This is a genomic window from Burkholderia sp. JP2-270 (genome assembly GCF_003233675.1).
Classification (GTDB): domain Bacteria; phylum Pseudomonadota; class Gammaproteobacteria; order Burkholderiales; family Burkholderiaceae; genus Burkholderia; species Burkholderia pyrrocinia_C.
Map to the genome: position 1 here is coordinate 598,234 of NZ_CP029825.1, position 22,099 is coordinate 620,332.

Below are 22,099 nucleotides of genomic sequence, written 5' to 3' on the forward strand. Positions count from 1 at the left end.
CCGGGAGTTGACAAAAATGAGCTGGTACTGCGATGTGGAGCGCGAACTGGCTCATATTAGGGGAGCAATCGGACTGCTCGAGCAGACACACGACGCCTTCACCAACCGATCGCCAGTGAGCGATCCGGCGTATTGGCGAGTCAAGCTCGACACACTCCGGACACGATTTGAGCGCAATAAAGTACTCGAATACCAGATCAATCAGCTTTCCGCTCGCCTCGATCGAATCCGGGATCCGAACTTCCGCGAATAAGAATCTGCCACGCACGTCCGAGAATTCGGTTGCACATCAATTCGGGACCCAACACGTGTTGAATGCCGGATTGCAGGCCGCGGAACAGCTCGGCGAACGCAGTATCAGCGGCGGCGGCCGTCGCGAGAGTCGCCTTGACCCGGCCTCACTCGCAAGTCGGTTCGTCATCCATATCGTTTTCCGGCATGCATCCCGGGATGCGACCAAACCGGTCTCATGCCGGACTTCGGAGCAACATCATGACTGACGCCAACCCAAACAGCACCTTTAGGCACCTTCCGCTGACTCCCGAACAGGACGCGGAAATCCGGCACTACATCAGGAAGAAAGAACAGCGGGGCGAACCATGGGACACCCCGGAACTGGCGACGATGCTCAGGGACATGCTCGACCCTCCCGTCAACGACGACGAGGAGCCCGACGCCGACGTCGAGGAAACGAAGCTGGCCTGCGAGTATGCATTGGCCTCGATCGACGAGGCCATGGAACCTGTTTCCGCGAGCGAGGAACGAAACGCGGCAATGGAAGCCGAGGAGATGAAACACCCCAGGCGGTAGCACGCGCCCAGATCCGAAACTCGAGCCGAAGCTGCGCCGCCGTCCTGATCTTCATTGCCTTTGTGTCGCCCTTCCGTATCGTTGCCGCTTGCAAAAGGCGGAGCGAATGCGTTGGACAAGATCCCGACGCCGCAAGCTGCATCGACACCGGGCCCGAAGACAGGCGATGTCGCGCAAAGCCCGGTCGACGCGAGCGAACTCCGTGGAGACTCGCCCCAGGCAAGTTTTGCCTTCAACCTGGACCGGCCGGCCCCCCTTCCGACCACTTTGTGGCCTTTGTCGCGTATGCAACAGCATCGTCACGCGCTTCGAAGCCGGCCAGATCGCCGCTGGCATGCGCTTGTCCCTGGCGGCGGACGCGATCGCGAATTGCTTCCGATCCGATCGCAGGAATGACGCCTGCACCGATTGCGTTTCGCGATCCTGACCGAATCCCTTTCGAGCAAACCGCGGCAGCGCACGACCTGTGCAGACGACCGTTCAGAAGAAGTTCAGTGCGCCCATAGCTGGCCACGCCGCTCGATCGCGGCCACAACGATATTCAACACATGGCGGACGACGTCCTCATCCGTCATACCCGCATCAAGATACTGGCGGACCTTCATGATCTGCGGCTGATGAGAACCGTCATCATTGTCCATCACGAAAATACTTGCCGTTGCGGTGTCGGTCATCAGGGCTACCTGAATGGTCTTGCCGCAAATGATGGTTTGCATGCTCAAGGTAGTCATCGCCTGTCCGGTCTGGTCATTGAGCCCACAAGTATGCGCCCCTATAGCCGGGCGAATCCTCCTGTAAACGCTCCTTTTCCAGCCGATTCGCGGGTTATTCGCATGCTGCGAGCAGCTTTGACTTATCGACGCAATTGCTGTGCCGATCGCTCGGATTTGTTTTGCATTGCGGATTCGCCCCGTCGGTTCCCGGTGCTCGCATAAGTCACCCTGGACATAACCGGTTTCCGTCTGATCGACCGGTTCCGGCAGATGCCGTCTTGGCACCGTGATTAACGCTGGCTAGAATCTCGCCAGTGTCCATGCCCCTGAGCCCATGAGTTCTCCCCAACCGACCGAAGTACCCGTTAAAGAACGGGCGACGATCGTCTGCTATCGCGACGGCCAAGTGTTGCTCGTCGCGCGCGCGTCGTCGCGCTGGGCCCTTCCGGGCGGCACGATCAAGCGCGGGGAACCGCCGCTCGAAGCCGCGCATCGCGAGTTGCGCGAAGAAACCGGCATGACCGGCCAGACTCTCGTTTACTCGATGCAATTCACCGGGCTCGCGAAGGCACATCACGTGTTCTTCACGGAAGTCGGCCCGGACCAGACGCCGCAAGCGAACAACGAGATCGAGAAATGCAGGTGGTTTCCGGTCGACGGCGTCGACGAACTGCGCGCGAGCATCCCGACGAAGCGAATCGTCGAACTCGTCTATAACCACGAAATCCGCAAGTCGTAGCCCGCACGAAATCCCGTGCAGCTCATGCGCATAGAGGACAAGCGCATTCCCGAGCCGTCTCCGGCCCGAGTCGTTTTCCGTGGATCACAGCGGCCGCGCAGCCGCTCAGTGCGCGCGCTTTCTTCGTAACTCGTGCGTGGAATAAACGACGAGGAAGATGCCCAGCATCGCGGCACCGGACGCCGTGAAGTCGTTTGCGGTTCCCGAGCTGTGCAGGGACGTCGGGAAGATGCCGAGACTCAGTCCTGCGGCGGCAAGAAGCAATCCTGCAGCCACACCCCAGATCGGTCCGGCGGTCTTTTCGATTTTATTTTTCATGCAGCACCCGTCTACAGTCATTACCTGGTCGGTATCGGCAAAAGGCGCCGCGCCTACCTCCAGTGGTTCCACTATAGCCGGGAAATAATTCGCAAACTTTCAGTGCTTTTCCCGATCAAGTTTGCCCGGTCACAGCCGTTTTTCAGCGGCCGGCCCGCGACGCAAGTGCGCGCCATCCAAAGCACGCCGATTCGCAGGAAAACCCTGCTCAAATTTCGCAATGGACAGCAGACCGACGCCGAGATACCGAAGGTCTACTCGAAGGCGGACCCGGCAACCGGCCAGTTCCGCACGCTGGTGCAGTTCGTCGCCCCTGCCCGCGATGCGAACAAGCTGATGCTGAAGAACGGCAACGATCTGTGGTTCTACGACCCGTCCAGCCAGGCCAGCGTGCGGATCTCGCCGCAGCATCTGCTCGGCCAGGCCGCGAACGGCGACGTCGTGACGATCAGCTGGGCGACGACTACGAGACGTCGCTCGCAGGCGAGGAGAACGTGGCGGACGGCGAGCACCAGACCCGGCGCTGTTACCGGCTGCACCTGACGGTGCGCGCACCGGATGTCACGTATCATGCGATCGACCTGTGGATCGCGAGCGACACGAAGCGGCCCGTCAAGGCGCGCTTCTTCGCGGCGAGCGGCAGCGTGCTGAAAATCGCGTACTACCGGCACCGGCCGACGGAGACCGTGATCATCGACGGCCTCGATCCCGGCTGGGTCACGGTGATGCACTACTCGGACTACGCGTGGCGCGACATTCCTGACGCGTGGCTGCAGCGCGCTTACCTGTCGCGCTTCAAGGCCGACTAAGCGATGGCGCGATCCCGTGTCGCGGCGCTCGTCTGCGCGGCAGGCCTCGCGGCCACGCAGCCCGCGCTCGCGGCGGGCGACGCGAACGGCGACGCGCTGCGGCTTGCCGACACGGCGACTGCCGCGCCCGTGACCCCGAGCAACTGGCGCGGAACGTTCGAGGCGGCCTTGGCGAACTACACGGCGGCGAACCAGACCGGGCCCGTGACGCTCAACGACAACGCGCGCGTGTCGAACACGCTGTCGTACGACGGCACGTTCGGCAACTGGCGGGCGATCCTGTCGAATCGCTTCGATGCAGGATGGCGCGCGGGCAGCTGCTGTGGAACGGCGGCTCGGTGACCGCCCTGGTGTCGCCACGGCTCGACACGCACCGGAACGACGCGACCTTCAATCCCGACCTCGGCGCGACGAATGCGCGCACGCGCTACATGCTGAGCGGATCGCAGCGCCAGATCGGCGACTTCGCGCCGCAGTGGCTGCTGTACGGCGGCGAAGGCATCGCGCCGCAACTGGGCCTGAACGCCACCACGCTGATCGACAACTCGACGGTCGGGTTCCTCGAATACGTGATCGGCCGCGGTAGCGCGACCGCGGACTTCGCGCAGACCTCGTCGTCATGGGCATCGAAGCTCGCGACGGGCGTCACGCATACCTTCGCAAACAAGCTGTCGCTGACGCTCGAGTACGACTACGACGGCGCCAGCGCGAGCGCTGCCGCCTGGCGTGCGCTACAAGGGGACCCGTCGCGATACTGGCGCTATCGCGAGACAGCGAGCGTCGCGCAGGAGTTGATGACGCGGCACTCGCTGTTCGTCTACGCGTCGATGCCCGACGTCTTCGTCCAGCATCTGGCGCTGGCCGCGATGGCGCGCTACAACCTCGACGATCATAGCTTCTTTATGTGGCTCGAGCCCCGCTATCACTGGCCGCGCACGGACTTCGCCGTGCAGTGGCAGAGCAACCATGGCTCGGCGCGCAGCGTCTACGGAGGTCAGGCGCAAAGCGAGATCGTGCAGGGGATCGTGACGTTCTTCTTTTGAGCGGGCGCTGGCCGCGACGATGCCCGGCCCGACGGTGCCGGGGAGCGAGGCCGACGGACAGGTTGCTTCGTGACGCGGAAAGCGAATCGCCCGGCGCAATGCGTCGGGCGAGGAAGAAGATCGCGGCGCGAGAGTCCCGATGACTTCGCCGGCAACCGTGCCGGTTCAGCGCGACTCGAACGCCGGCACGGCGCCTTCGTCGGACGATCCGTTCACATGACGGATGCAGCGCGTGACCACGTTGACCGCGCGTCCGAGCGGCATGCCGACGAGCAAGCCCCAGACCGCGAACGACAGGACCGCGAAGGTTCCGGTGGCGGCCCACGGCCGCGACGTGGCGATCGCGTAATGAATGAACGTCTCGGCGGCGAAGGTCAGGAGCAGCGTGACCAGCAGACTCGCGTCGCCGGGCAGGCGCACGAGCATGCCTTCGGGCCCGGTCCTGAACTGCAGCCGCCAGCGGCGCGCGTGGAACCAGCCGCCCGTCGCGCCCAGCGCGAGCGCGGCCAGCGCGGCCGCGTAGGCATCGCCCCCGGCCCGCGGAAACAGGTGGCCGAGGCTCGACAGGCCGAGCCCGATGAACACGATCGGAAACAGGATCGGACGCACGGGCCGGACTTCGCGCGCGAAGCAGCGCTTGACGCCGAGATAGACGAGCACGCAGAACAACACGTAGACGTATGTCGGGAAATGTTGCATGGGGTACCTGTTCGGGAGCGCCGCGCGCGGCGGATATGTCGACGACTATAGCGGCCGGAAGGTCCGCCTGCCGCGCTTTGCGATGAACGGCAGGAATTGGCCGATGAACGGCGCCTGCGACCGGCGAATGTCCGTGGTGCGGGGCCGCTTCGTCGTCGCGCCAGCCCAAGCGCGTTGCTGCATTGCAGCAACGCGACGGCGCGGCACATCCACGCCGGGCGCCTGCGCGCATCGAGGCCACCGCGCATGGGTTGCGGCCGATCGCTGGTGGTGACGCTGCAGCAAATTACGTTACCATCTCCGCTATCCGCACTCGCCCGCTGCCATGCAAAGCAGGCTCATCCCGTTCCTGTCGTCCGCGCCCCATGCTGGCCCCGCCCATCGAGGCCGATCGCTGCTGGGCCTCCTTTTTTTCAACACCGGTGTCGGACTGATCTTCTGGGCCACCCGCCACAACGAGGCGCCACTGCCGTATCTGGTCGTCGCGAACGGCATCGGTTTCAGCGCGACGCTGCTCAGCGTCGTCGTCGACAGGCTCGTGCGCGGCAAGCTAGCGCTGGTGCCGAAGATCCTGATCGTCGCGCCGGCCAGCGTGTTCATCGGTTTCGAGATCGCGGCATCGACGATCGGGCACGTTCCGCACCTGATCGGACATGCGGGCGTCAAGGTATGGCTGGCCTACGGCTCGTCGTTCGTTGTCGCCGGCGCGGCCTGCGCGTTCGTCTCGGTGTTCGTGCAGGCCGCGCGCATGCGCGCGTCGCTCGAAACGCAGCGGCGCGAGGCCGCCGAGGCGCGCCAGGCCGAAACGGCCGCACGGCTCGCGCTGCTGCAGGCCCAGATCGAGCCGCATTTCCTGTTCAACACGCTGGCGAACGTGCAAAGCCTGATCGAGCGAGATCCGGCCCGCGCCACGACGATGCTCGACAGCCTGAACCGCTATCTGCGCGCGAGCCTGAGCCGGACGCGCGAGGCCACCTCCACCCTGGAGGAGGAACTGGAACTGGTCGAGGCGCTGCTGAAGATCGCGACAATCCGGCTCGGCGAGGAACGCCTGCGCTATGCGATCGACGTACCGGCCGCGCTGCGGGCCTTGCCGCTGTCGCCGCTCCTGCTGCAACCGCTCGTCGAGAACGCGCTGCTGCACGGCATCGAGCCGTCGGTCGACGGCGGCGAAGTGCGCATTCGCGGCACGCGCGACGACGACCTGCTCGTCCTGAGCGTGAGCGACACGGGCGTGGGACTCGGCAACAGCGGCACGAAGCTGCACGGCGGCGTGGGGCTCGCGAACGTTCGCGCGCGGATGATCAGTCTTTATGGCGAGCGCGGCCGCGTGTCGGTCGGCGCGAATACCGACGCCATGCGGGGCGTGACCGCAACCTTAGAGATCCCGATAGCCTGATATGCCGACCGCCCTGATTGCCGACGACGAACCCAACCTGTCCGCGGAGCTTGCCGCGCGCCTCGCACCGCTGTGGCCGGAACTCGAGATCGTCGGGATGCCCCGCAACGGCGTGGACGCACTCGCCGAGCTGAATGCGAAGCGCCCGGATTTCGCGTTCCTCGACATCCGGATGCCGGGTATCGACGGCCTGAAAATCGCGAGTCTCGTGCCGCACGTGCATATCGTGTTCGTGACGTCCTATGACGAGTACGCGGTCCAGGCGTTCGACCAGTCAGCGATCGACTATTTGCTGAAACCGGTAACCGACGAGCGCCTGCTGCGCTGCATCGTCAAGCTGCAGCGCGGCGGCCCGGCGCCCGCCGACACCGCCCTGCTAGCGCACACGCACGCGCGCGAGCAGCGGGATGCCGCGCCGATCCGCTGGCTGACCGTGGGCCTCAGGGACACGACGCGGCTCGTGTCGGTGGACGAGGTGCTGTACTTCCAGGCCACGGACAAATATACGGAGGTCGTGACCGGGGGCGAGCGACATGTGATCCGCACGCCGCTCAAGGACATGCTGCAGCGGCTCGATACCGAGCGCTTCGCGCAGGTGCATCGCGGCGTAATCGTCGCCTACGCGGCCATCGATCACATCGAACGTGATCTGCTCGGCCGGCTGCGTATCCATTTGCGCGGGTACAACGACGTCCTGCCCGTCAGCCGCGCGTGCGCGGGCCTCTTCAAGCGGATGTGATGCTCGGCGTCCCGTCTCAGCTCATGACCAAACCAGACCAGCACGGTACAGTCTGATCACCGCTAAGGTAACCGAACCGGATCGTGTAGCCTGAGACCGTCTGGAGTCGGCGAGTCAGCTCGCCAGCTCGCACCTGAGTTGATTGCGCACGTTCTGCATGCTGGTCTTCCTGAGGCCCGAACGGTTAGTCGAGCGGTTTGACACCAGCTCGCATGCACAAGAAAGGGATATGAAGACCATGTCTGGATCATCCGTAATGGTGGGCATCGATGTGGCGAATACCCATGTCGATTTGGCGTGCCTGGGGGCTACCTTGCCAGCCGAACCGACACCCATCAGCAATGACACCGAGGGGCACGTCGCGCTGGCAGACGCCCTGACGAAGCTTGCAGCCCGGACTTGTGCTGACGGAGGCCGCTGGCGGCTATGAGGCGGCATTGGCTTGCACGCTGCAAGCAGCCGGGTTGCGTGTGGCCGTGATCACGGTTACTCAGGTCACGGCGACGCGTCCAGGTCACCACCACCAAGACCTCATCGGCGGTTCCCTATGGCAGAGGCACCTCACCCATTCATCTCACGTATCGAGTTTCAAATGGCCATATGATGAGAGCGCTATTCTCAAGCATCTACTTCTTCGCTACTGTCGTCGGGAATAACTTTGTGGTGGTATGCGTAGCGGACGAGCGCCGCGTCGGTCTGTAGTCCAAGTTTTTCGAGAACGTGCGCTTTGTGCGTACCGATAGTTTTTTTACTCACGCCAAGGGCATATGCTATTGCATCAAGCGATTCTCCAGAAGCAATACGCACGAGTACATCAAGCTCCCGGCCCGACAAACCGTGGTGGGGAAATGCCTCGACCCTATTGTCGAGGCTACATGCCAATTGATCCGCAAACGCGAGACTGACATAAATACCACCACGCGCAATTTTTCGAACTGCGGCAACCAGATCTGCAGCCGGGCTAAATTTGCTAACAAACCCCGATGCGCCGCTCTTGAACGCTCGGACGGCCCACTCCTCCTCCGATCGCCTCGTCAGAACGAGTACACGAAGCAAAGGGCAATCCTTCCGAATCAACTCGATGAGTTCAACGCCGCTCACGCCGGGCATTATGAGACCAAGCGTCAGCACATCCGCGTCAGTCGAGTGCACTAGCGCGAGAGTGCTGTCGCGATCGAAAGCTTCGCCCACGACCGTGAATTCATCAGTCGCCTCAAGCGTGCCCCGCACTCCCGAGCGTATCACTGAGTGAGCATCGGAGATCGCCACTTTGATCATACGGAACGTCTCCGGAATTGGCCGTGCGTGGTGAAAGATACCGAACCCTGTTCAGATATTAGCAAGAATTCTTTCTGCTTGATGTGCTCGGCTTGCCTGCTGCCGGCCGCTGCCCGGACTGTCGCGATCACTACACCCATACCTACGCCGACGGTCCCCTTTCCCAGCGTAAATCCGCGCCCACCACGATAGCGAGCGTGCTTTAATTGAGCTCGGAACCGGTGCATTAGCCATCGCGTTGCAATCCGCAGACTATTTGAGTCATGTGCCAAGAGGCGTGACAGCAAGCGGACAAATTCTTCAGAGGCTGAGGCACATGCATTGCCAAGCTTGCACGCGAATGTGCACGATCCCGGATCAGGTCGCACATGACGAATTGGTGGAATTGCACAAGCCAAAAAGGTTGCGACCGCTAGGACGGCCCGCAATAGTCGTCCGACAGTATCACTGCCGTCAGTGTGGTACAAACTGGCTGTCGGAGTCCGATCCGCTGCAACCCGGTACCACAGAGTGGCTCTGTCTCAATGAGGCATCGAACATTCTCGCCCCCGCCTCGATGGCGCAGCCAGGCATCAGCGAGGTTGCATCCGGGCACTCCGGAGAAGCAGCCATCGAGAACACGGCAATGTCGCTTACACCGTCAAACGCCCGCTTCAGTTGGCCGCATTGAGGGGCCAGTAAGTCGCAACGCAACGACCGCGATTCAAGCGCGGCGCTTAGCTATGTCCGCACCATGGCTAGTCATTGCGCAGGCCGATCACTGCGCGTGACGAGATTTCCCTTTAACGCCGCGCTCATCGGCATGTTGAGATTCGCGCCGCGCGGCGGAATCGGTGATTCGAACCACTTTGCGTACAGGCGAGTGAATTCGCCACTCTTCATCAGCCGAGTGAGCGTGCCATCGACGAGGCGCTTGAATACCGGATCGTCTTTGCGCACCATACATGCATACGGCTCCACCTGCAGTGCGTCCCCGGTGACGACCCACGTACTCGGGTCGTCAGCGTTCGCCCTCAATCCATACAGCAGAACGTCATCGAGCGCGAGTGCTGCTGCTTTGTCGTCCGCGACGATCTTCAGGGCCTCGGCGTAGTCTTTTGTCAGCACGACTTCGGCATCGATGTGCTGCGCTTCGAGTTGGCGTCGCAGCGTTTTTTCATTCGTACTTCCGCCGACCGTCACGACAGCCTTATGCGCGAGGTCGGAATAATCGCCAATGTGCGACGCCCGTTTCGCCATCAGCCGCGTACCGGCATAAAAGTAATTGATCGAAAAGGTGACGTCCTTGCTGCGCGCCGACGTGTTTGTCGTCGACCCACACTCCAGGTCGTAGGTGCCATCGACGAGCAGCGGAATTCGATTTTGTCCGGTAACCGGCACATAGGCGACCCTCAGATCCGGCCTGCGAAGTGCCTTGCGAACGTCGTCGACGATTGCTTCGGTTACGTCCATCGAAAAGCCCACGGCTTTATGCGGCGTCAGCAGATAGCTGAACGGCACGGCGGCTTCCCTGTACGAAACAACGATTTGATTGGACCGGGAGATTTTGTCTAACGTCTGCGCGCAGGCAGTCGTCGACGTGGCATACCCCGCAAAGAGTGCGGCGAGCATGGCAATGGATTGATATCTCATGATGCCTCTGTTCACGACGTCTACCCCTGCAAAAGCTCGATTCCCCGAGCCGTTTCCGTCAGCGGCAGACCCGTGGTATCCCTTACCGCGCGCCCATCAAGTCCGACGTGAATTTACTTTAAGCGGAGTCGATCGCCGCCGATTGACTCAGGTCAACGGCGCAGTCGCCATGGAACGAATGCCGGGAGAGAGCTTCGGCTCCTTTCCATCGAAAAGTCCGCCGAAAACTCGCTCACATGATGGCGCTGTCTACTGGGAGCCGCACACTTCCTGCAATCCCGGTCTCCGTCGCGTGCTACGATGACCATTGCGTGATCGGAGTGAGCAATGGACCTGGACGGATTCAAGCCATATCGCGGCTACTTCTATCGAGTTTCTGCAAATTTCAGCCAGGATGGCCAGTGGCGCGGCACGATTGATGTTATTCGGCATCATTGGAACGGCACCACCGAAACCGTGATTTCGGAGATGAATGTGCCAGGCACATTCATCTCCGAGGACTTGGCCCGCGACGCCTCTGACGCCTACTGTCACATGCTCATCGATGAAGGGAATTTCGGGGAAAAGTAGTCTCAAGACGCCCACTTTTTTCATCTAGGACTGCCCCCCTCAAACATCAGAAGCGCCAGTTTGGTGCCGAGCCAATCGCTTGGATCGCCGCCCCGCTTTCGGCAATCCCGCCTATTAGCGTCCGATCTCACGTCGCACAAGCCAGGCGCCGGGCAACATCGGGAGCCCAAAGGTCATTCCGCGCAGCAAGAACGTCGCGACCCTTGACTTGATCCTTGTTCATGATGAACGCTCCATATGCAACTGCCAGTCGAATGACCTGATGCCTGCCGCGATCGGCATCCCGATGCCCCGTGTACAGCAATTTCGGAAATCAGACCCGACCCAGTCGATCCGAAACAACAGTCCGTCGCCGTCCCATCATGTCGTTTCACGTAGCGGGCGTCCCCGGTACCCTGCCGCTCGACTTCTTGCTGGACACGAGCAGGTCCCTCAGCGCCTCCATCTGCTCCTTCTGAATGTTCAGCAGTTCTGTCCATTGCTCGTCACGCAGGATATCCACTTTTTCATGCAGCAGCATGATCTCGAGCTCGGCCTTCAGATTGATCTCGTAGTCGTGCTCGGCGGACATTCGGTCCCTGTATGACTGCCTGTTCTGGGCCATCAGGATGATAGGGGCCTGGATCGCCGCGAGCATCGACAGAAACAGGTTTAGCAGAATGTACGGGTATGGATCAAACGCATTGCCATACCTTGCCAGAATCACCGAATTCAAGCCAACCCAGACAATCATGATCGCGATAAAACAGCTGATGAATATCCACGATCCGCCGAAAGCCGCCACGGCATCCGCTGCGCGCTGACCCCGCGTCATCGCGACGTCCAGTTCTTTCGCCCCATCTCTTGCTACGTGCCGACGCTCGGCGACCAGCCGCGCAACATTCTTCGCGCGTTCATCCAGCGCTTCGTAAGGTACGCCAAGGAATTTCTCGGCAAGCTCAGCGGGCTCTAGCATTTTGGCCTCGAAATAGTTTTGTCAGTCGAAAACGGGTCTGTGCTACGGACAGATCGGTGAACACGCTTCGCGACGGCGAGCTGAAATCAGCGCATACTGCTTCTCTACTCGAGCTTTCTGTCGAGCACCGATACCACTGGAGTAGTGTGATGGCAAAAGGTCAGTTGCGCAGCAGTCGCGAAGCAAAGAAACCGAAGCAGCCGAAGAAGCCGCCGCCCGTTTTGTCACCGTCCAAATCGGTCCAACCCAGCGTGCGGCCCAGTTCTGCGGAAGGGCAAAAAAAGCGCTGAGGAGGCGTGGCTCTTCATGCGCATACCGTCGCTTGCCGAGGTCCTCTGTTACGTGCATAGCCGACGTCTGAAGGTCCGGGCGGCGGCGTGAACGATTGTCCTCTTCTGGCCGAACCCGGCCGGTTACCGCCCCGGCAGTCCGCCACGAGTTCAAACCGCACCCCGTCTCGGCCGTTCGTCGAAGCGCCAGCGCACGGCAGCTACCAGGATGGAACATGCATTCGTGGCTCCGTTCAGGCTGGATTGCAACGTGACCTGGATTCGACGCATAGTTGGCCAACGCCCCTCCTACAATAGGACTCGTACGGACATCCGCGCCGGATGGATAGGTGCTCAATGCGCCCGCGCATGTTCCAACTCGCCACCGTATTCTTTCGCCAAAAATCTGCTGAAGGAGGACAACATGACGCGACTCATCGCTCTGTTTCTTATCGCCGGTACCGCTCTCCTCGCGGGCTGCAACACCGTTGCAGGTGCGGGCGAAGACATTTCGAAGGGTGGTCAGGCCATTCATAACACGGCCGAACAAGCCAAATAGACGACGCTGCCGTTTCGGGCGCGCCGCCCGATATGGTCCACTACGTTGTCTGACGCTCATTTGCAGGACCGGAGTGCCTGCTCGTGGCGCAAGACAGTGGACAACCGACCCGTGCAGGCTGAAAACGGCAACCTACGTGACCAAAGTGGCGTTTGCGCCATGAGGTGCGAGTTCGCTGGACGACGGGTGCCAGCCAACCTGGCGCTGGAGAAGTCCGGCTGCGACGAAGGTCGGTGCCCTGACGCAATCGCATTGCGCGCGTACGGCGCTGGCCAATAGTCGCCCACTCGGGATCGAAATTCGGTTCCACCGCTCATCGCGATGAACTGAATTCATCGGATGACATCGGCAAGCGGACGCTATATTCAGGTGGTGACACTGCTGGAACCGGAGGTTTTCGTGCAACGAACGATCGAATATCGCGGATTCGAGATTCACGTTGACTTGCGGTCCACATCAAAGGACATGTTCGACGTCTGGTTTCGAATCGATGGGCCAGCCAAACCTCCGGGCGTGGCAGCGCTGGGTGAGCGCATCAAGATGCGAGGCGGCCCGTTTTCCCGTCGTTGGGCGTATCTTGTCGCGGAGATCGCCGGCCAAGCCGCTATCGATGTGATTCTTGGTCCCATTGAGTAGGCGCAGACGGCGGGGCGCTCTTTGCTGCTTATGGTCTTGGCACGGAGGCACGGAACCGCGCTCGGAGGTTCGTTGCGGGCTGCAACGCCGACGTTCGCGTGTCCGGATAAGAGCGCGAGCCAACGTCTGCAGTTGTCCGGCAGGAGCCGGTCGTCATCTCCGGCAACTGGCCGAACGGCAGACCTCGCGCTTGCACTTCCAGGCCGCTGGAAAACTCGGGCTGCCAAAGCAACTTTCTCGGGTCACATAAACACTCGACCCACCGACGTGGCGCGACAGCACCAAGGGCACCTGGAGCACCCCCAGCACGTGATGCTTGGGCCAGCCACCGGCCTTAGAACTAGCCATCTCCACGATTGAGTCGCGAGTTGTATGACGCGCTTGGGTCAATGCATCCCAAGCGCTCGATATGTACCGTCTGTTCATGAAGGCGCAACGCAGGCAACCTGGTTCCCATCAAATCTGGGGCCTCGCCGCGTGCCGCGAACGTGCAGTGACTCATACACGAGGAAGAAACGATATGCACATCGTCTGCACTCACTGCTTCGCAGTCAATCGGCTCGATGCCGACCGCCTCGCGAAAGCCCGCTTTGCGGTACATGCGGCTCGCCGTTGTTGACTGGCGAACCTGCAGTTCCCGACGAACGTCATTTCGCGACATTCGTAAGCCGGAACGGCCTGCCTGTGGTTGTGGATTTCTCGGCTAGCTGGTGCGGACACACCATACGATGGCGCCGCCATGCTCGGGCACGTTGAGCAGCGTGCCGAGGGCAAGTGGCTGCCGGCCTCGGAGCAACGAGTGTTCGAGTCAGTGCCCGCTCGCCCACCTTACTGTCGCCTTAATGCGCACAACCGGCTGCGCGCACGCCAGTCGATGACACCCTCGCATTCGTCCACCGTTCTGCCCCTGGCATGCATCAGCGCACGACGGTCAGTGCGATCGCCTCTGCGAGCCTGCGCGTGGCCTGCGCGTGGCCTGCTCGGCGAATGCTGCGAGCATATGGCCGCACGCAACGCTTCGCGCTTGTTGATCCAGGTCAATCGGCGCGAAGCGCCGGCAGGTGGAATATCGATAGCCGGTTTCGCGACGTTTCGTGTCCGGCTTCGTGGAAGAGGAGACGTATCGTGCCCGCAAAATCGCTGGTCTTTCATCAGGACGCCCGGCAACGGCTACTCAGAGGTGTCAACGCGATAGCCGAGGCAGTCAAGATTACGCTGGGACCGGGCGGGCGCAACGTGATCGTCGAGCAGGCCGGCACCGCGCCGCTGGTCGCGAACTCGGGCGTCGTCGTCGCCGGCTCTGTCGACCTGCCCGATCCGTTCGAGGCAATGGGCGCCCGCTTGCTGCGCGAAGTGGCGACCCGCACGAGCGAAGTCGCCGGCGACGGCACGACCACCGCCACCACCCTCGCCCAGGCCATCGTCGCAGAAGGGATCAAGTGCGTCACTGCCGGTCACGACCCGATGGCGCTCAAGCGCGCGATCGAGGCCGCCGGCCGTGACGTTGTCGCCGAACTGCATCGCGTGTCGAAACCTTGCGCGAGCGCGGATGAAATGCGCCAGATCGCGACGATTTCCGCAAGCGGCGACAGCACGATCGGCTCGCTCGTCGCACAGGCCGTCGAGCGGGTGGGCAAGGACGGCGCGATCAGCATAGAGGACGGTACGAAGCTCGACGACGAACTCGAGACGGTGGACGGCTCGCTGATCGACCGCGGCTATCTGTCGCCGCTGTTCGTCGAATCGGACAATCATCGCGTCATCCTTGAGGAGCCGCGCATCTTGCTGTGCGACATGAACATCAATTCGATCGCGCAAATGTTGCCGGTGCTTGAGGCGCTCAGCAGCACCGGCAAGCCCCTTCTCGTCGTCGCGAACGAAGTGGAAGGCGAAGCGCTTGCGACCCTCGTCGTCAACCATCTGCGCGGCACGCTGAAATCGTGCGCGATCCGCTCGCCGGGATTCGGCGAGGCGCGCACCGAGCAGCTCGCCGACCTCGCCGCGCTGACCGGCGCGACGGTCATTTCAGCTCAGGCAGGACGCACACTCGAGCGCACGACGCTGGACGATCTCGGCGCCGCGCGTCGTGTGGAGATTACACGCGAGACAACGACCGTCATCGCCGGGCGCGGCGAGCGCAAGCGCATCGACGACCGTGTCCAGGCGCTGCGTACGCGTGTTGCCACGACACCGCCCGGATACGAGCGCGACGCGCTGACGCGCCGTCTGACGAAGCTCGCGGGCGGCGTCGCGGTGATTCGTGTCGGCGCCGCGACGGAAACTGCGCTGCGCGAGCGCAAGAATCGCTTCGAGGATGCATTGCACGCGACGCGCGCCGCGATGGAGGAAGGCATTGTGCCCGGCGGCGGCGTCGCACTGCTGCGTGCGCGGCGCGCACTCGAAGCCAATGGCGCGGACCTGACGGATGTGCAGCGCACCGGCGCGAGAATCGTGCACGACGCGCTGGCGTCGCCGCTGCGCCAGATCGCGGAGAATGCGGGAGCAGACGCACAGGCTGTCGTACACGCGGTCGATGCCGGGACCGGGCCATTCGGATATGACGCGGCGACGGCGACATATGGCGACATGATCGCAGCCGGGATCGTCGACCCGGTCAAGGTTGCACGCTCGGCGCTGCAGAACGCGATCTCGGTCGCGTCGCTGCTGCTCACAACGGACTGCATGATCGTGAATCGCCCACACTCGGCCCCTTCACCAGGCGCGCCGGGCCCGGGACACTGGGGTGACGGGCTGGGCTGATCCGTCCGCATAGGTGGCCCCGCACCTGGGGCTCATGCACGACTTCGTCGTGCTGGCCGCTTTCCTCACGATGATGGTGATCGTCAGCGCGCGGCGCTATCTGCATATCGCCCGCTGATGCGGCTTAGCGGTCCTCGCCGCGTGCCCTGCCCGCGTCGGGACGGAGACTGTCGCGACCAGCGCCGGCGGCCGGTTCTCCCTGCCCGGCATCGCGTTGCGTCCACGCGTGCGCGTCACCGCCCATCGCGACGTAAAGCTGGGCCGTGTCGACATACCGCTGCCCTTTCGCCCTCGCGTAGCCGACGCGCGCCTGCGCGTACAGGCGCTGTGCCTGCAGCACGTCAACGAGGCTCGCGATTCCGACACGATAGCTCTCCTGTTCGAGGTCGAGCGACGCTTTCGCCGTGTCGAGCGCTTCACGTTGCGCAGCGAGCGCGTCGGCATCGTGCTCGAGCGCGCGCAGCGTATCGGTAACCTGGCCGAACGCCGTCAGCACCGTTTGCCGGTAGGTGCCGAGCTGCGCGTCGAACGCATCGATCGCCTCGCGCTGCTGCGCCTTCAGCGTGCCGCCATGAAACACCGGCGCGGTCAGCGCGGCCGCGACGGACCACAGACGGTTCGCCGATTCGAACAGCGGCCCCATCGCGCTCGCCGCCTGCGTCCACGAAGCGCTCAACGTCACGTCCGGATAGAGCTGTGCCGTTGCGACGCCGATCGCGGCGCTTGCGGCATGGAGCTGCGCCTGAGCGGCCCGAATGTCGGGTCGTGCCTGCACCCATGCCGACGGCAGGCTGACGGGAATGTCGAGCGGCAGCGCGATCGTGCCGAAATCGAAACGCGGCGCCTGCCAGCGTGCGGGCGTTTGGCCGACCAGGATCGCGAGTGCGTCCTCGGCCGCGCTCAACTGCTGCGCGAGCGGCGGCGCCAGCGCGAGGTCGGATGCCAGCTGGCTGCGAGCCGCGAGGACATCGCTGTCCGACGCCTTGCCCACTTCCCGCTCGATGCGGACGAGTTCGACGTTGTGCCGGTCCACGGCGACAACGTCGTCGACGGCGGCCATCTGCTCGCGCGCGCTCGCCGCCGTCAGCGCCTGCGTGACCGTGTTGCCGGTCAACGCGAGATAGACGGCGGCGAGCGCGTCACGCTGGAACTCGGCCAGCGCCGTCTGCTGTTCAACCTGCCGCCGCACGCGGCCGAACAGGTCGAGGTCGTAGCTGACGGTCGGGCCGACGGTGAGCAGATTGCGGACCGCATGGGCGGCCCCGTCGACGCCCGTGCGGGCACGTTCGCCGCTGGCCGTGATATCCGCTTGCGGGAACAGCCCGCCGCGGGCCGCCAGGATCGCCTGCTGAGCCTGTGCGAGCGTCGCGCGCGCGGTGTCGAGCGTCGGGCTGCCGGCGATCGCCTGCGCGACCGTGTCGTCAAGTCGCGGCGAAGCGAACGCGCTCCACCAGCGTTCGGGCACGGCAGCGCCCGTTTGCGAATGCTGGGTGCCGTCGCCTCGGCCCGCCGGCGGGAACGCCGCGGGCGACGGCAGGAAGCCGGTGTCGGACGGCGGCGCGGGCGGCACGTAGTCGGGCCCTGCCGCGCACCCGGCGAGCAGCGGGACCGCGCCCAGCAGCGCGCCCGCCCGCATGCGCCGGAGCCATCGGCGGCACGGCGGGAGACGGCGGCGGGCCAGGTCGGACCGGTCACTCATAGCGCAGCGCCTCGATCGGGTTGAGCCGGGACGCCTTCCTCGCCGGGTAGTAGCCGAAGAAGATGCCCACGGCGGCCGAAAACGCGAAACCGCCCGCGATGGCCGCCGGCGACAGCAGGATCGGCCAGTGCGCAATGGCCGTGATCAGTTCCGACGCGGCGATGCCGAAGACGATCCCGCCCACGCCGCCCGCGACGCTGAGGAAGACGGCCTCGACGAGGAACTGCAGCAGCACGTGCAGACGGCGGGCGCCGATCGCCATGCGCAGCCCGATCTCGCGCGTACGCTCGGTGACCGACACGAGCAGGATGTTCATGATGCCGATGCCGCCGACGAGCAGCGAGATCGACGCGACGGTCGCCAGCAGGAGCGCCATGATGCGGCTGCTGCCCTCCGCCGTTTCCGCGATCTGGCTCAGGTTGCGCACCGCGAAATCGCTGCTGTCGGCCGCTCGCAGGTGATGCCGGCGCCGCAGCGTGTCAGTCACCTGGCCGATCGCGGTCTGCACGAGCGCCGGGCTCGTGGCCTGCACGTAGATCTGGTTGACGTAGCCGGTGAGGCGCGGAACGGTGCCGTACGGATTCGCGACGGGCGGGAAATACGGATCGGCCGACGTCTGGGCCTGGGTCGGCACCGCGACGCCGAGCACCTTCTGTTCGGCCGCGCTGAACGGCAGGATCAGCACGTCGTCCTGGTCCTGCCCGTACGCCGTCTGCCCTTTTGCCGCGAGCAGGCCGACGACGCGCAGCGGCGCGCCCTTCACGAGAATCTTCGCGCCGACGGGGTTTTCGCCTTGCACAAACAGTTGCTGATAGACGGTTTGCCCGATCAGCGCGACCATCGCGGCGTCCCGCTCGTCGCTTTCGTCGAGCGCGCGCCCGGCCGCGATGTGCCAGCCCGTGGTATCGAGATAGCCGGGGGCGATCCCCTGGATGCTCGTCGACCAGTTCTTGCCGCTGTACTCGATCTGCCCGATCTGGCGGATCAGGTAGCTGACCGATCTGACGGCCGTGTCCTCGCGCCGCAGCGCGCGCGCGTCGTCGACGGTCAGCGTCGACGCGCTGCCGGAGCCGGCGCGCACGCCCGTGGCCGTCGTCGCGCCGGGGACGACGACGAGCAGGTTGGTGCCGAGGCTCTCGATCTGCTTTCGGACCGCCTCGTTGGCGCCCCTGCCGACGGCGACCATCGCGATCAGCGCGGCGACGCCGATGAAGACGCCGAGCACGGTGAGCGCCGAGCGCATCTTGTTGCGCCAGAGCGCGAGCGCGGCGGCGGACAGCGTCATCGCCGCGAAGCCCGGCAGCGGCTGGCCGCCCGGCATCGCCGGGGGGCCGAGCGGCATCGGGGCAGGCTCACCGCCGGGCGGCGCCTCGGCCGTCTTGCCCGCGCCGGCACCTCCGCAGACGCCGGCACGCGTGTCGCGACGCTCGTCGGACACGATCCTGCCGTCGCGCATCGTCACGACGCGGTCCGTATAGGCGGCTATGTCGGCCTCGTGCGTAACGACCACGATCGTCATCCCATGTTCGCGATTGAGCGCGGCCAGCATCGACATGATGTCGTGCGACGTGCGCGTGTCGAGATTGCCGGTAGGCTCGTCGGCCAGCAAAATGCTCGGGTTGCCGACCAGCGCCCGCGCGATCGCGACGCGCTGCTGCTGGCCGCCGGAGAGCTGGCTGCAAGTATTGCGCTCGCGATCGGCAAGACCCACGAAGCGCAACGCCTGCCGCGAGCGCACCACACGCTCCGTGCGGCTCGCGGGCCCCGTCGACGCGTAGAAGAGCGGCAGCGCGACGTTTTCGAGCGCGCTCGTGCGTGCGAGCAGATTGAAGCTCTGGAACACGAAGCCGATCCGGCCGCTGCGGATGCGCGCGAGCTCGGGCTCGGAGAGGCCGGCAGTGTCTACCGCTTCCAGCACGTAGCGGCCGCCGCTCGGCCGATCGAGGCAGCCGAGCACGTTCATCAGCGTCGATTTGCCGGAACCCGACGAACCCATGATTGCGATGAATTCGCCGCGTTCGATGCGGAGGCTGACGCCGTCGAGCGCGCGCACTTCGACGCCGCCCGTCGCATAGACCTTCGTCACGTCCGTCAGCTCGACTACGATCTCGCCCATCCACGCCTCGCGTCGTCATCGGCGCAACTGGGGCGCGGCGACGGTACCGGGGCCGGCGCCCGTGCCGGCGTGCGCAGCCGCTTCGGCGACGATCACACGATCGCCCTCCGTGAGCGCGCCGCGCGTCACCTCGGAATACGTGTCGTCGTCGAGCCCGGTCGCCACGGCGACCGCGACGGGACGACCGTCGCGAAGCACCCAGACCCGCGCCGCGGACGGCTGCCCCGCCAGGTTCGCGCCCGCGCCGGACGGTGTGTAGCGCAGCGCCTGATCCGGCACGCGCAGCGCGCGGTCATGCCGGTCGATGACGATGTGCGTCGTCGCCGTCATCCCCGGCTTCAGGTTCAGATCGTCGTTCGCGACGCCGACCACGACGTCGTACGTCACGACATTCTGCACGGTCTGCGGCGCCTGCCTCACCTGCACGACCTGTCCTTTGAACTGCCGTTTCGGAAACGCTTCTACGGTGAAGGTCGCGGCATAGCCTTCATGCAGGTCGCCGACGTCGCTCTCGCTGACGTTCGTGTCCACCTGCATGCGCGTCAGGTCGGTCGCGATCAGGAAAAGCGTCGGCGTCTGGAAGCTCGCGGCGACGGTCTGGCCGATCGTGATATTGCGCGAGACTACGGTGCCGTCGACGGGCGACACGATGTCGGTGTAGCCGAGGTTGACGAGCGCGGTGTCGAGAACGGCTGACTTTTCCTCGATCGCCGCCGCATCGACGGCGACTTGCGCCTTCGCCTGCTCGTAGGCGCTGCGCGCGTTGTCGGCGCTGTCCTGGGACACGATGCCGTGGCTCAGCAGTTTCGCGTTGCGTTCGTTGTTCTGCCGTGCGTAATCGAGTTGGGCGCGATCCTAGACGATCTGCGCGCGCGCATTCGCCAGTTCGGCGCGCGCCTGATTGACGACGGTCTGGTAGGGGCGCGGATCGATTTTCGCGCAGAGCTGGCCTTTGTGAACCTTGGTATTGAAATCGCAAAACTGGCTCTGGATCACGCCGGACACGTAGCTGCCGATGATGATCGTCAGAACGGGGTTAACCGTGCCGGTCGCCGTGACCGTGCGCGCGATCGGCCCGCGCGTGACGGGCGCCGTCACGTAACGGACAGGCTCGCTGCGGTTCGCGGCGAACCACCACGCCACGGATCCGGCGCCGAGCAGCAGCAGACCGGCGACAGCCAGCCACGTCCGGGCGACATGCCGCTGGTGCGGGCGCGGGACGCAGCCGGCACGGCGCGCCACCGAGCCGCCGTCAGCGGCTTGCGCATTCAGAACGTCGCTTTTGTCAGGCGAATCGGCCACGAACGAACCCTCTATCGGAGACCGGCCGAAAGCCAGCGAATGAACCATGACGCAGCGAGCCGCGCAACCGTGTCGAGCGCGCCTGGCTCCTCAAACAGATGGGTGGCGCCGGGTACGACTTCGATCGCGGTTTCGCACGTCAGGCGCGCAGCAGCCAGCCGGTTCAGATGCAGAACCTGCTCGTCACATGCGCCGACGATCAGCAGCGTCGGCGCGCTCACGTGCTCGAGCGCGTCGCCGGCCAGGTCGGGACGGCCGCCGCGAGACACGACGGCGCCGACGGCCGGATCATGTGCGGCCGCGACGAGGGCGGCCGCCGCGCCCGTGCTCGCGCCGAACAGGCCGATCCGCAATGATCCGATATCCGTCTGCGCCCGTGCCCATGCAATCGCGGCCGACAAGCGATCTGCGAGCAGCTGGATATCGAAGCGATAGATTGCCGTGCGACTGTCGACGCGTTCCTCGTTGCGATCGAGCAGATCGAACAGGAGTGTCGCGAACCCCGCATTCACGAGCGTCGCCGCAACCGCGCGGTTGCGCGGACTCAGGCGACTGCTACCACTGCCGTGCGCGAACATGACGAGGCCGCGCGCCTCATACGGCGTCGTCAGCACGCCATCGAGCCGCGTTCCGTCGATCGACATCACGATGTCGCGCGTTTGCATGCGATGCTCCGCTTGCGTTGGTCCGAGTTGGTCACCGATACCGGCCACGGTAGGCCATGCGCTGAAGGGTGCGGTTGATGCAGATCAGCGGGTGGCAAACCCGTCCGGGTCGCAAGCCCGGACACGGGTGAATTTCCCGTGCCGGGCTACCACGGGTCGCGGCGCGCCGCGTGCGAGCCGGCCCAGCGCCTTGCCTGCGCAATCGCGATGCGAATCGCACTGCCCTCGCTACGGCCCTGCCTCAGCAGCGCGTTCGCGATCTCGATCGCCTTGTCGCGCACCCACGGCGGCAGGTTGCGCATCGACGGCGGGTAACGGTCTGAATCCCAAGGCATCGTCCGGCAGCCGCATGCAGGTTCCGAGTGTGAAGGAGGCATCGCCGGACCCGC

At 64.2% G+C, this 22,099-nt stretch carries 25 protein-coding genes and 2 pseudogenes; 15 read left to right on the forward strand and 12 right to left on the reverse strand.

From position 1 onward, the window contains the following. Positions 1 to 16 precede the first annotated feature (16 nt). Positions 17 to 253: a hypothetical protein gene (locus tag DM992_RS20375; RefSeq protein ID WP_111020313.1), complete on the forward strand. Its 237-nt coding sequence runs from the start codon at positions 17 to 19 to the stop codon at positions 251 to 253. Positions 254 to 492: 239 nt separating this feature from the next. Continuing rightward, a complete protein-coding gene (locus tag DM992_RS20380) occupies positions 493 to 810 on the forward strand; it encodes a hypothetical protein (RefSeq protein WP_111018384.1) in 318 nt (105 codons plus the stop codon). Between the two features lie 491 nt (positions 811 to 1,301). Here the strand turns inward: DM992_RS20380 and DM992_RS20385 are convergent, their stop codons facing one another. After that, on the reverse strand, positions 1,302 to 1,541 hold the full coding sequence (locus DM992_RS20385) for a hypothetical protein (protein WP_111018385.1): 240 nt from the start codon (positions 1,539 to 1,541) through the stop codon (positions 1,302 to 1,304). Between the two features lie 316 nt (positions 1,542 to 1,857). Between DM992_RS20385 and DM992_RS20390 the strand changes: the two genes are divergently transcribed. Then, positions 1,858 to 2,262, forward strand: coding sequence for an NUDIX hydrolase (locus DM992_RS20390; protein ID WP_111018386.1), 405 nt, complete (start codon positions 1,858 to 1,860; stop codon positions 2,260 to 2,262). A 105-nt stretch (positions 2,263 to 2,367) separates the two neighbouring features. Here DM992_RS20390 and DM992_RS20395 read toward each other — a convergent pair whose 3' ends face one another. Further along, on the reverse strand, positions 2,368 to 2,580 hold the full coding sequence (locus tag DM992_RS20395) for a hypothetical protein (RefSeq protein WP_111020314.1): 213 nt from the start codon (positions 2,578 to 2,580) through the stop codon (positions 2,368 to 2,370). A 201-nt stretch (positions 2,581 to 2,781) separates the two neighbouring features. On the opposite strand from DM992_RS20395, the pseudogene DM992_RS20400 reads away from it, so the two are divergent. From DM992_RS20400 to DM992_RS20405, 3 genes and pseudogenes are all read left to right on the forward strand, one after another. Further along, positions 2,782 to 3,389, forward strand: a pseudogene (locus DM992_RS20400) (outer membrane lipoprotein-sorting protein); the annotation flags it as partial. A gap of 3 nt (positions 3,390 to 3,392) precedes the next feature. Then, on the forward strand, positions 3,393 to 3,731 hold the full coding sequence (locus DM992_RS42785; protein WP_239511417.1) for a hypothetical protein: 339 nt from the start codon (positions 3,393 to 3,395) through the stop codon (positions 3,729 to 3,731). After that, positions 3,692 to 4,432, forward strand: a complete 741-nt coding sequence (locus DM992_RS20405; RefSeq protein ID WP_239511418.1) for a hypothetical protein — start codon at positions 3,692 to 3,694, stop codon at positions 4,430 to 4,432. Before DM992_RS42785 ends, DM992_RS20405 begins: the two co-directional genes overlap by 40 nt. 165 nt (positions 4,433 to 4,597) lie before the next feature. Here the strand turns inward: DM992_RS20405 and DM992_RS20410 are convergent, their stop codons facing one another. Then, positions 4,598 to 5,131, reverse strand: a complete 534-nt coding sequence (locus DM992_RS20410) for a DUF6622 family protein (protein WP_111018387.1) — start codon at positions 5,129 to 5,131, stop codon at positions 4,598 to 4,600. Between DM992_RS20410 and DM992_RS41730 the strand changes: the two genes are divergently transcribed. The 4 genes and pseudogenes from DM992_RS41730 to DM992_RS20425 all read left to right on the forward strand — a co-directional run. Then, entirely contained in the window at positions 5,130 to 5,405 is a 276-nt protein-coding gene (locus tag DM992_RS41730; RefSeq protein ID WP_162631702.1) for a hypothetical protein, read from the forward strand. The genes DM992_RS20410 and DM992_RS41730 overlap by 2 nt on opposite strands. A 51-nt stretch (positions 5,406 to 5,456) precedes the next feature. Further along, positions 5,457 to 6,530: a histidine kinase gene (locus DM992_RS20415; RefSeq protein ID WP_111018388.1), complete on the forward strand. Its 1,074-nt coding sequence runs from the start codon at positions 5,457 to 5,459 to the stop codon at positions 6,528 to 6,530. 1 nt (position 6,531) lies between these two features. Then, a complete protein-coding gene (locus DM992_RS20420) occupies positions 6,532 to 7,269 on the forward strand; it encodes a LytTR family DNA-binding domain-containing protein (RefSeq protein WP_111018389.1) in 738 nt (245 codons plus the stop codon). A 256-nt stretch (positions 7,270 to 7,525) separates the two neighbouring features. Then, a pseudogene (locus tag DM992_RS20425) lies at positions 7,526 to 7,751 on the forward strand (transposase); the annotation flags it as partial. Between the two features lie 136 nt (positions 7,752 to 7,887). Here the strand turns inward: DM992_RS20425 and DM992_RS20430 are convergent. Together DM992_RS20430 and DM992_RS20435 are read right to left on the reverse strand one after the other, a co-directional pair. Beyond that, entirely contained in the window at positions 7,888 to 8,547 is a 660-nt protein-coding gene (locus DM992_RS20430) for a response regulator transcription factor (protein ID WP_111018390.1), read from the reverse strand. A gap of 741 nt (positions 8,548 to 9,288) precedes the next feature. Beyond that, complete coding sequence (locus tag DM992_RS20435) at positions 9,289 to 10,179, reverse strand: amino acid ABC transporter substrate-binding protein (RefSeq protein ID WP_111018391.1); 891 nt, start codon at positions 10,177 to 10,179, stop codon at positions 9,289 to 9,291. Between the two features lie 327 nt (positions 10,180 to 10,506). On the opposite strand from DM992_RS20435, the gene DM992_RS20440 reads away from it, so the two are divergent. Then, positions 10,507 to 10,749 carry a hypothetical protein gene (locus tag DM992_RS20440; RefSeq protein WP_111018392.1) on the forward strand — a complete coding sequence of 81 codons (243 nt, stop codon included), beginning with the start codon at positions 10,507 to 10,509 and terminating at the stop codon, positions 10,747 to 10,749. 370 nt (positions 10,750 to 11,119) lie between these two features. Here DM992_RS20440 and DM992_RS20445 read toward each other — a convergent pair whose 3' ends face one another. Next, the gene (locus DM992_RS20445) at positions 11,120 to 11,704 is read right to left on the reverse strand and encodes a DUF1003 domain-containing protein (protein WP_111018393.1); all 585 of its coding nucleotides are present in this window, start codon (positions 11,702 to 11,704) and stop codon (positions 11,120 to 11,122) included. Positions 11,705 to 11,760: 56 nt separating this feature from the next. Between DM992_RS20445 and DM992_RS41735 the strand changes: the two genes are divergently transcribed. The 4 genes from DM992_RS41735 (at position 11,761) to groL (ending at position 15,928) form a co-directional block, all read left to right on the forward strand. Further along, a complete protein-coding gene (locus DM992_RS41735) occupies positions 11,761 to 11,994 on the forward strand; it encodes a hypothetical protein (RefSeq protein ID WP_162631679.1) in 234 nt (77 codons plus the stop codon). A gap of 403 nt (positions 11,995 to 12,397) precedes the next feature. Continuing rightward, positions 12,398 to 12,532 (forward strand): entericidin A/B family lipoprotein, encoded by a 135-nt coding sequence (locus tag DM992_RS20450; protein WP_063500114.1) that lies wholly within the window; start codon positions 12,398 to 12,400, stop codon positions 12,530 to 12,532. Positions 12,533 to 12,931: 399 nt separating this feature from the next. Next, complete coding sequence (locus DM992_RS20455) at positions 12,932 to 13,168, forward strand: hypothetical protein (RefSeq protein WP_111020315.1); 237 nt, start codon at positions 12,932 to 12,934, stop codon at positions 13,166 to 13,168. Positions 13,169 to 14,293: 1,125 nt separating this feature from the next. Continuing rightward, on the forward strand, positions 14,294 to 15,928 hold the full coding sequence (groL, locus tag DM992_RS20465) for a chaperonin GroEL (protein WP_111018394.1): 1,635 nt from the start codon (positions 14,294 to 14,296) through the stop codon (positions 15,926 to 15,928). A gap of 124 nt (positions 15,929 to 16,052) precedes the next feature. Here groL and DM992_RS20470 read toward each other — a convergent pair whose 3' ends face one another. The 6 genes from DM992_RS20470 to DM992_RS20490 form a co-directional block, all read right to left on the reverse strand. Beyond that, entirely contained in the window at positions 16,053 to 17,564 is a 1,512-nt protein-coding gene (locus DM992_RS20470; protein ID WP_162631703.1) for an efflux transporter outer membrane subunit, read from the reverse strand. 55 nt (positions 17,565 to 17,619) lie between these two features. After that, a complete protein-coding gene (locus DM992_RS20475) occupies positions 17,620 to 19,743 on the reverse strand; it encodes an ABC transporter permease (protein WP_111018396.1) in 2,124 nt (707 codons plus the stop codon). Positions 19,744 to 19,758: 15 nt separating this feature from the next. Further along, positions 19,759 to 20,547, reverse strand: coding sequence for an efflux RND transporter periplasmic adaptor subunit (locus DM992_RS42330; RefSeq protein WP_204356177.1), 789 nt, complete (start codon positions 20,545 to 20,547; stop codon positions 19,759 to 19,761). A gap of 51 nt (positions 20,548 to 20,598) precedes the next feature. Continuing rightward, on the reverse strand, positions 20,599 to 21,093 hold the full coding sequence (locus tag DM992_RS42335) for a hypothetical protein (RefSeq protein ID WP_239511466.1): 495 nt from the start codon (positions 21,091 to 21,093) through the stop codon (positions 20,599 to 20,601). After that, the gene (locus tag DM992_RS20485) at positions 21,057 to 21,710 is read right to left on the reverse strand and encodes an alpha/beta family hydrolase (RefSeq protein ID WP_111018397.1); all 654 of its coding nucleotides are present in this window, start codon (positions 21,708 to 21,710) and stop codon (positions 21,057 to 21,059) included. Before DM992_RS20485 ends, DM992_RS42335 begins: the two co-directional genes overlap by 37 nt. Before the next feature lie 146 nt (positions 21,711 to 21,856). Further along, the gene (locus DM992_RS20490; protein WP_111018398.1) at positions 21,857 to 22,045 is read right to left on the reverse strand and encodes a hypothetical protein; all 189 of its coding nucleotides are present in this window, start codon (positions 22,043 to 22,045) and stop codon (positions 21,857 to 21,859) included. Positions 22,046 to 22,099 lie beyond the last annotated feature (54 nt).

Bases quoted from the DNA above. Each gene is read 5' to 3' on its own strand.
- DM992_RS20375 (WP_111020313.1), top strand. From the start codon at position 17: ATGAGCTGGTACTGCGATGTGGAGCGCGAACTGGCTCATATTAGGGGA.
- DM992_RS20380 (WP_111018384.1), top strand. From the start codon at position 493: ATGACTGACGCCAACCCAAACAGCACCTTTAGGCACCTTCCGCTGACT.
- DM992_RS20385 (WP_111018385.1), bottom strand. From the start codon at position 1,541: ATGACTACCTTGAGCATGCAAACCATCATTTGCGGCAAGACCATTCAG.
- DM992_RS20390 (WP_111018386.1), top strand. From the start codon at position 1,858: ATGAGTTCTCCCCAACCGACCGAAGTACCCGTTAAAGAACGGGCGACG.
- DM992_RS20395 (WP_111020314.1), bottom strand. From the start codon at position 2,580: ATGAAAAATAAAATCGAAAAGACCGCCGGACCGATCTGGGGTGTGGCT.
- DM992_RS42785 (WP_239511417.1), top strand. From the start codon at position 3,393: ATGGCGCGATCCCGTGTCGCGGCGCTCGTCTGCGCGGCAGGCCTCGCG.
- DM992_RS20405 (WP_239511418.1), top strand. From the start codon at position 3,692: ATGGCGCGCGGGCAGCTGCTGTGGAACGGCGGCTCGGTGACCGCCCTG.
- DM992_RS41730 (WP_162631702.1), top strand. From the start codon at position 5,130: ATGGGGTACCTGTTCGGGAGCGCCGCGCGCGGCGGATATGTCGACGAC.
- DM992_RS20410 (WP_111018387.1), bottom strand. From the start codon at position 5,131: ATGCAACATTTCCCGACATACGTCTACGTGTTGTTCTGCGTGCTCGTC.
- DM992_RS20415 (WP_111018388.1), top strand. From the start codon at position 5,457: ATGCAAAGCAGGCTCATCCCGTTCCTGTCGTCCGCGCCCCATGCTGGC.
- DM992_RS20420 (WP_111018389.1), top strand. From the start codon at position 6,532: ATGCCGACCGCCCTGATTGCCGACGACGAACCCAACCTGTCCGCGGAG.
- DM992_RS20430 (WP_111018390.1), bottom strand. From the start codon at position 8,547: ATGATCAAAGTGGCGATCTCCGATGCTCACTCAGTGATACGCTCGGGA.
- DM992_RS20435 (WP_111018391.1), bottom strand. From the start codon at position 10,179: ATGAGATATCAATCCATTGCCATGCTCGCCGCACTCTTTGCGGGGTAT.
- DM992_RS20440 (WP_111018392.1), top strand. From the start codon at position 10,507: ATGGACCTGGACGGATTCAAGCCATATCGCGGCTACTTCTATCGAGTT.
- DM992_RS20445 (WP_111018393.1), bottom strand. From the start codon at position 11,704: ATGCTAGAGCCCGCTGAGCTTGCCGAGAAATTCCTTGGCGTACCTTAC.
- DM992_RS20450 (WP_063500114.1), top strand. From the start codon at position 12,398: ATGACGCGACTCATCGCTCTGTTTCTTATCGCCGGTACCGCTCTCCTC.
- DM992_RS20470 (WP_162631703.1), bottom strand. From the start codon at position 17,564: ATGCGGGCGGGCGCGCTGCTGGGCGCGGTCCCGCTGCTCGCCGGGTGC.
- DM992_RS20475 (WP_111018396.1), bottom strand. From the start codon at position 19,743: ATGGGCGAGATCGTAGTCGAGCTGACGGACGTGACGAAGGTCTATGCG.
- DM992_RS42335 (WP_239511466.1), bottom strand. From the start codon at position 21,093: ATGGTTCATTCGCTGGCTTTCGGCCGGTCTCCGATAGAGGGTTCGTTC.
- DM992_RS20485 (WP_111018397.1), bottom strand. From the start codon at position 21,710: ATGCAAACGCGCGACATCGTGATGTCGATCGACGGAACGCGGCTCGAT.
- DM992_RS20490 (WP_111018398.1), bottom strand. From the start codon at position 22,045: ATGCCTTGGGATTCAGACCGTTACCCGCCGTCGATGCGCAACCTGCCG.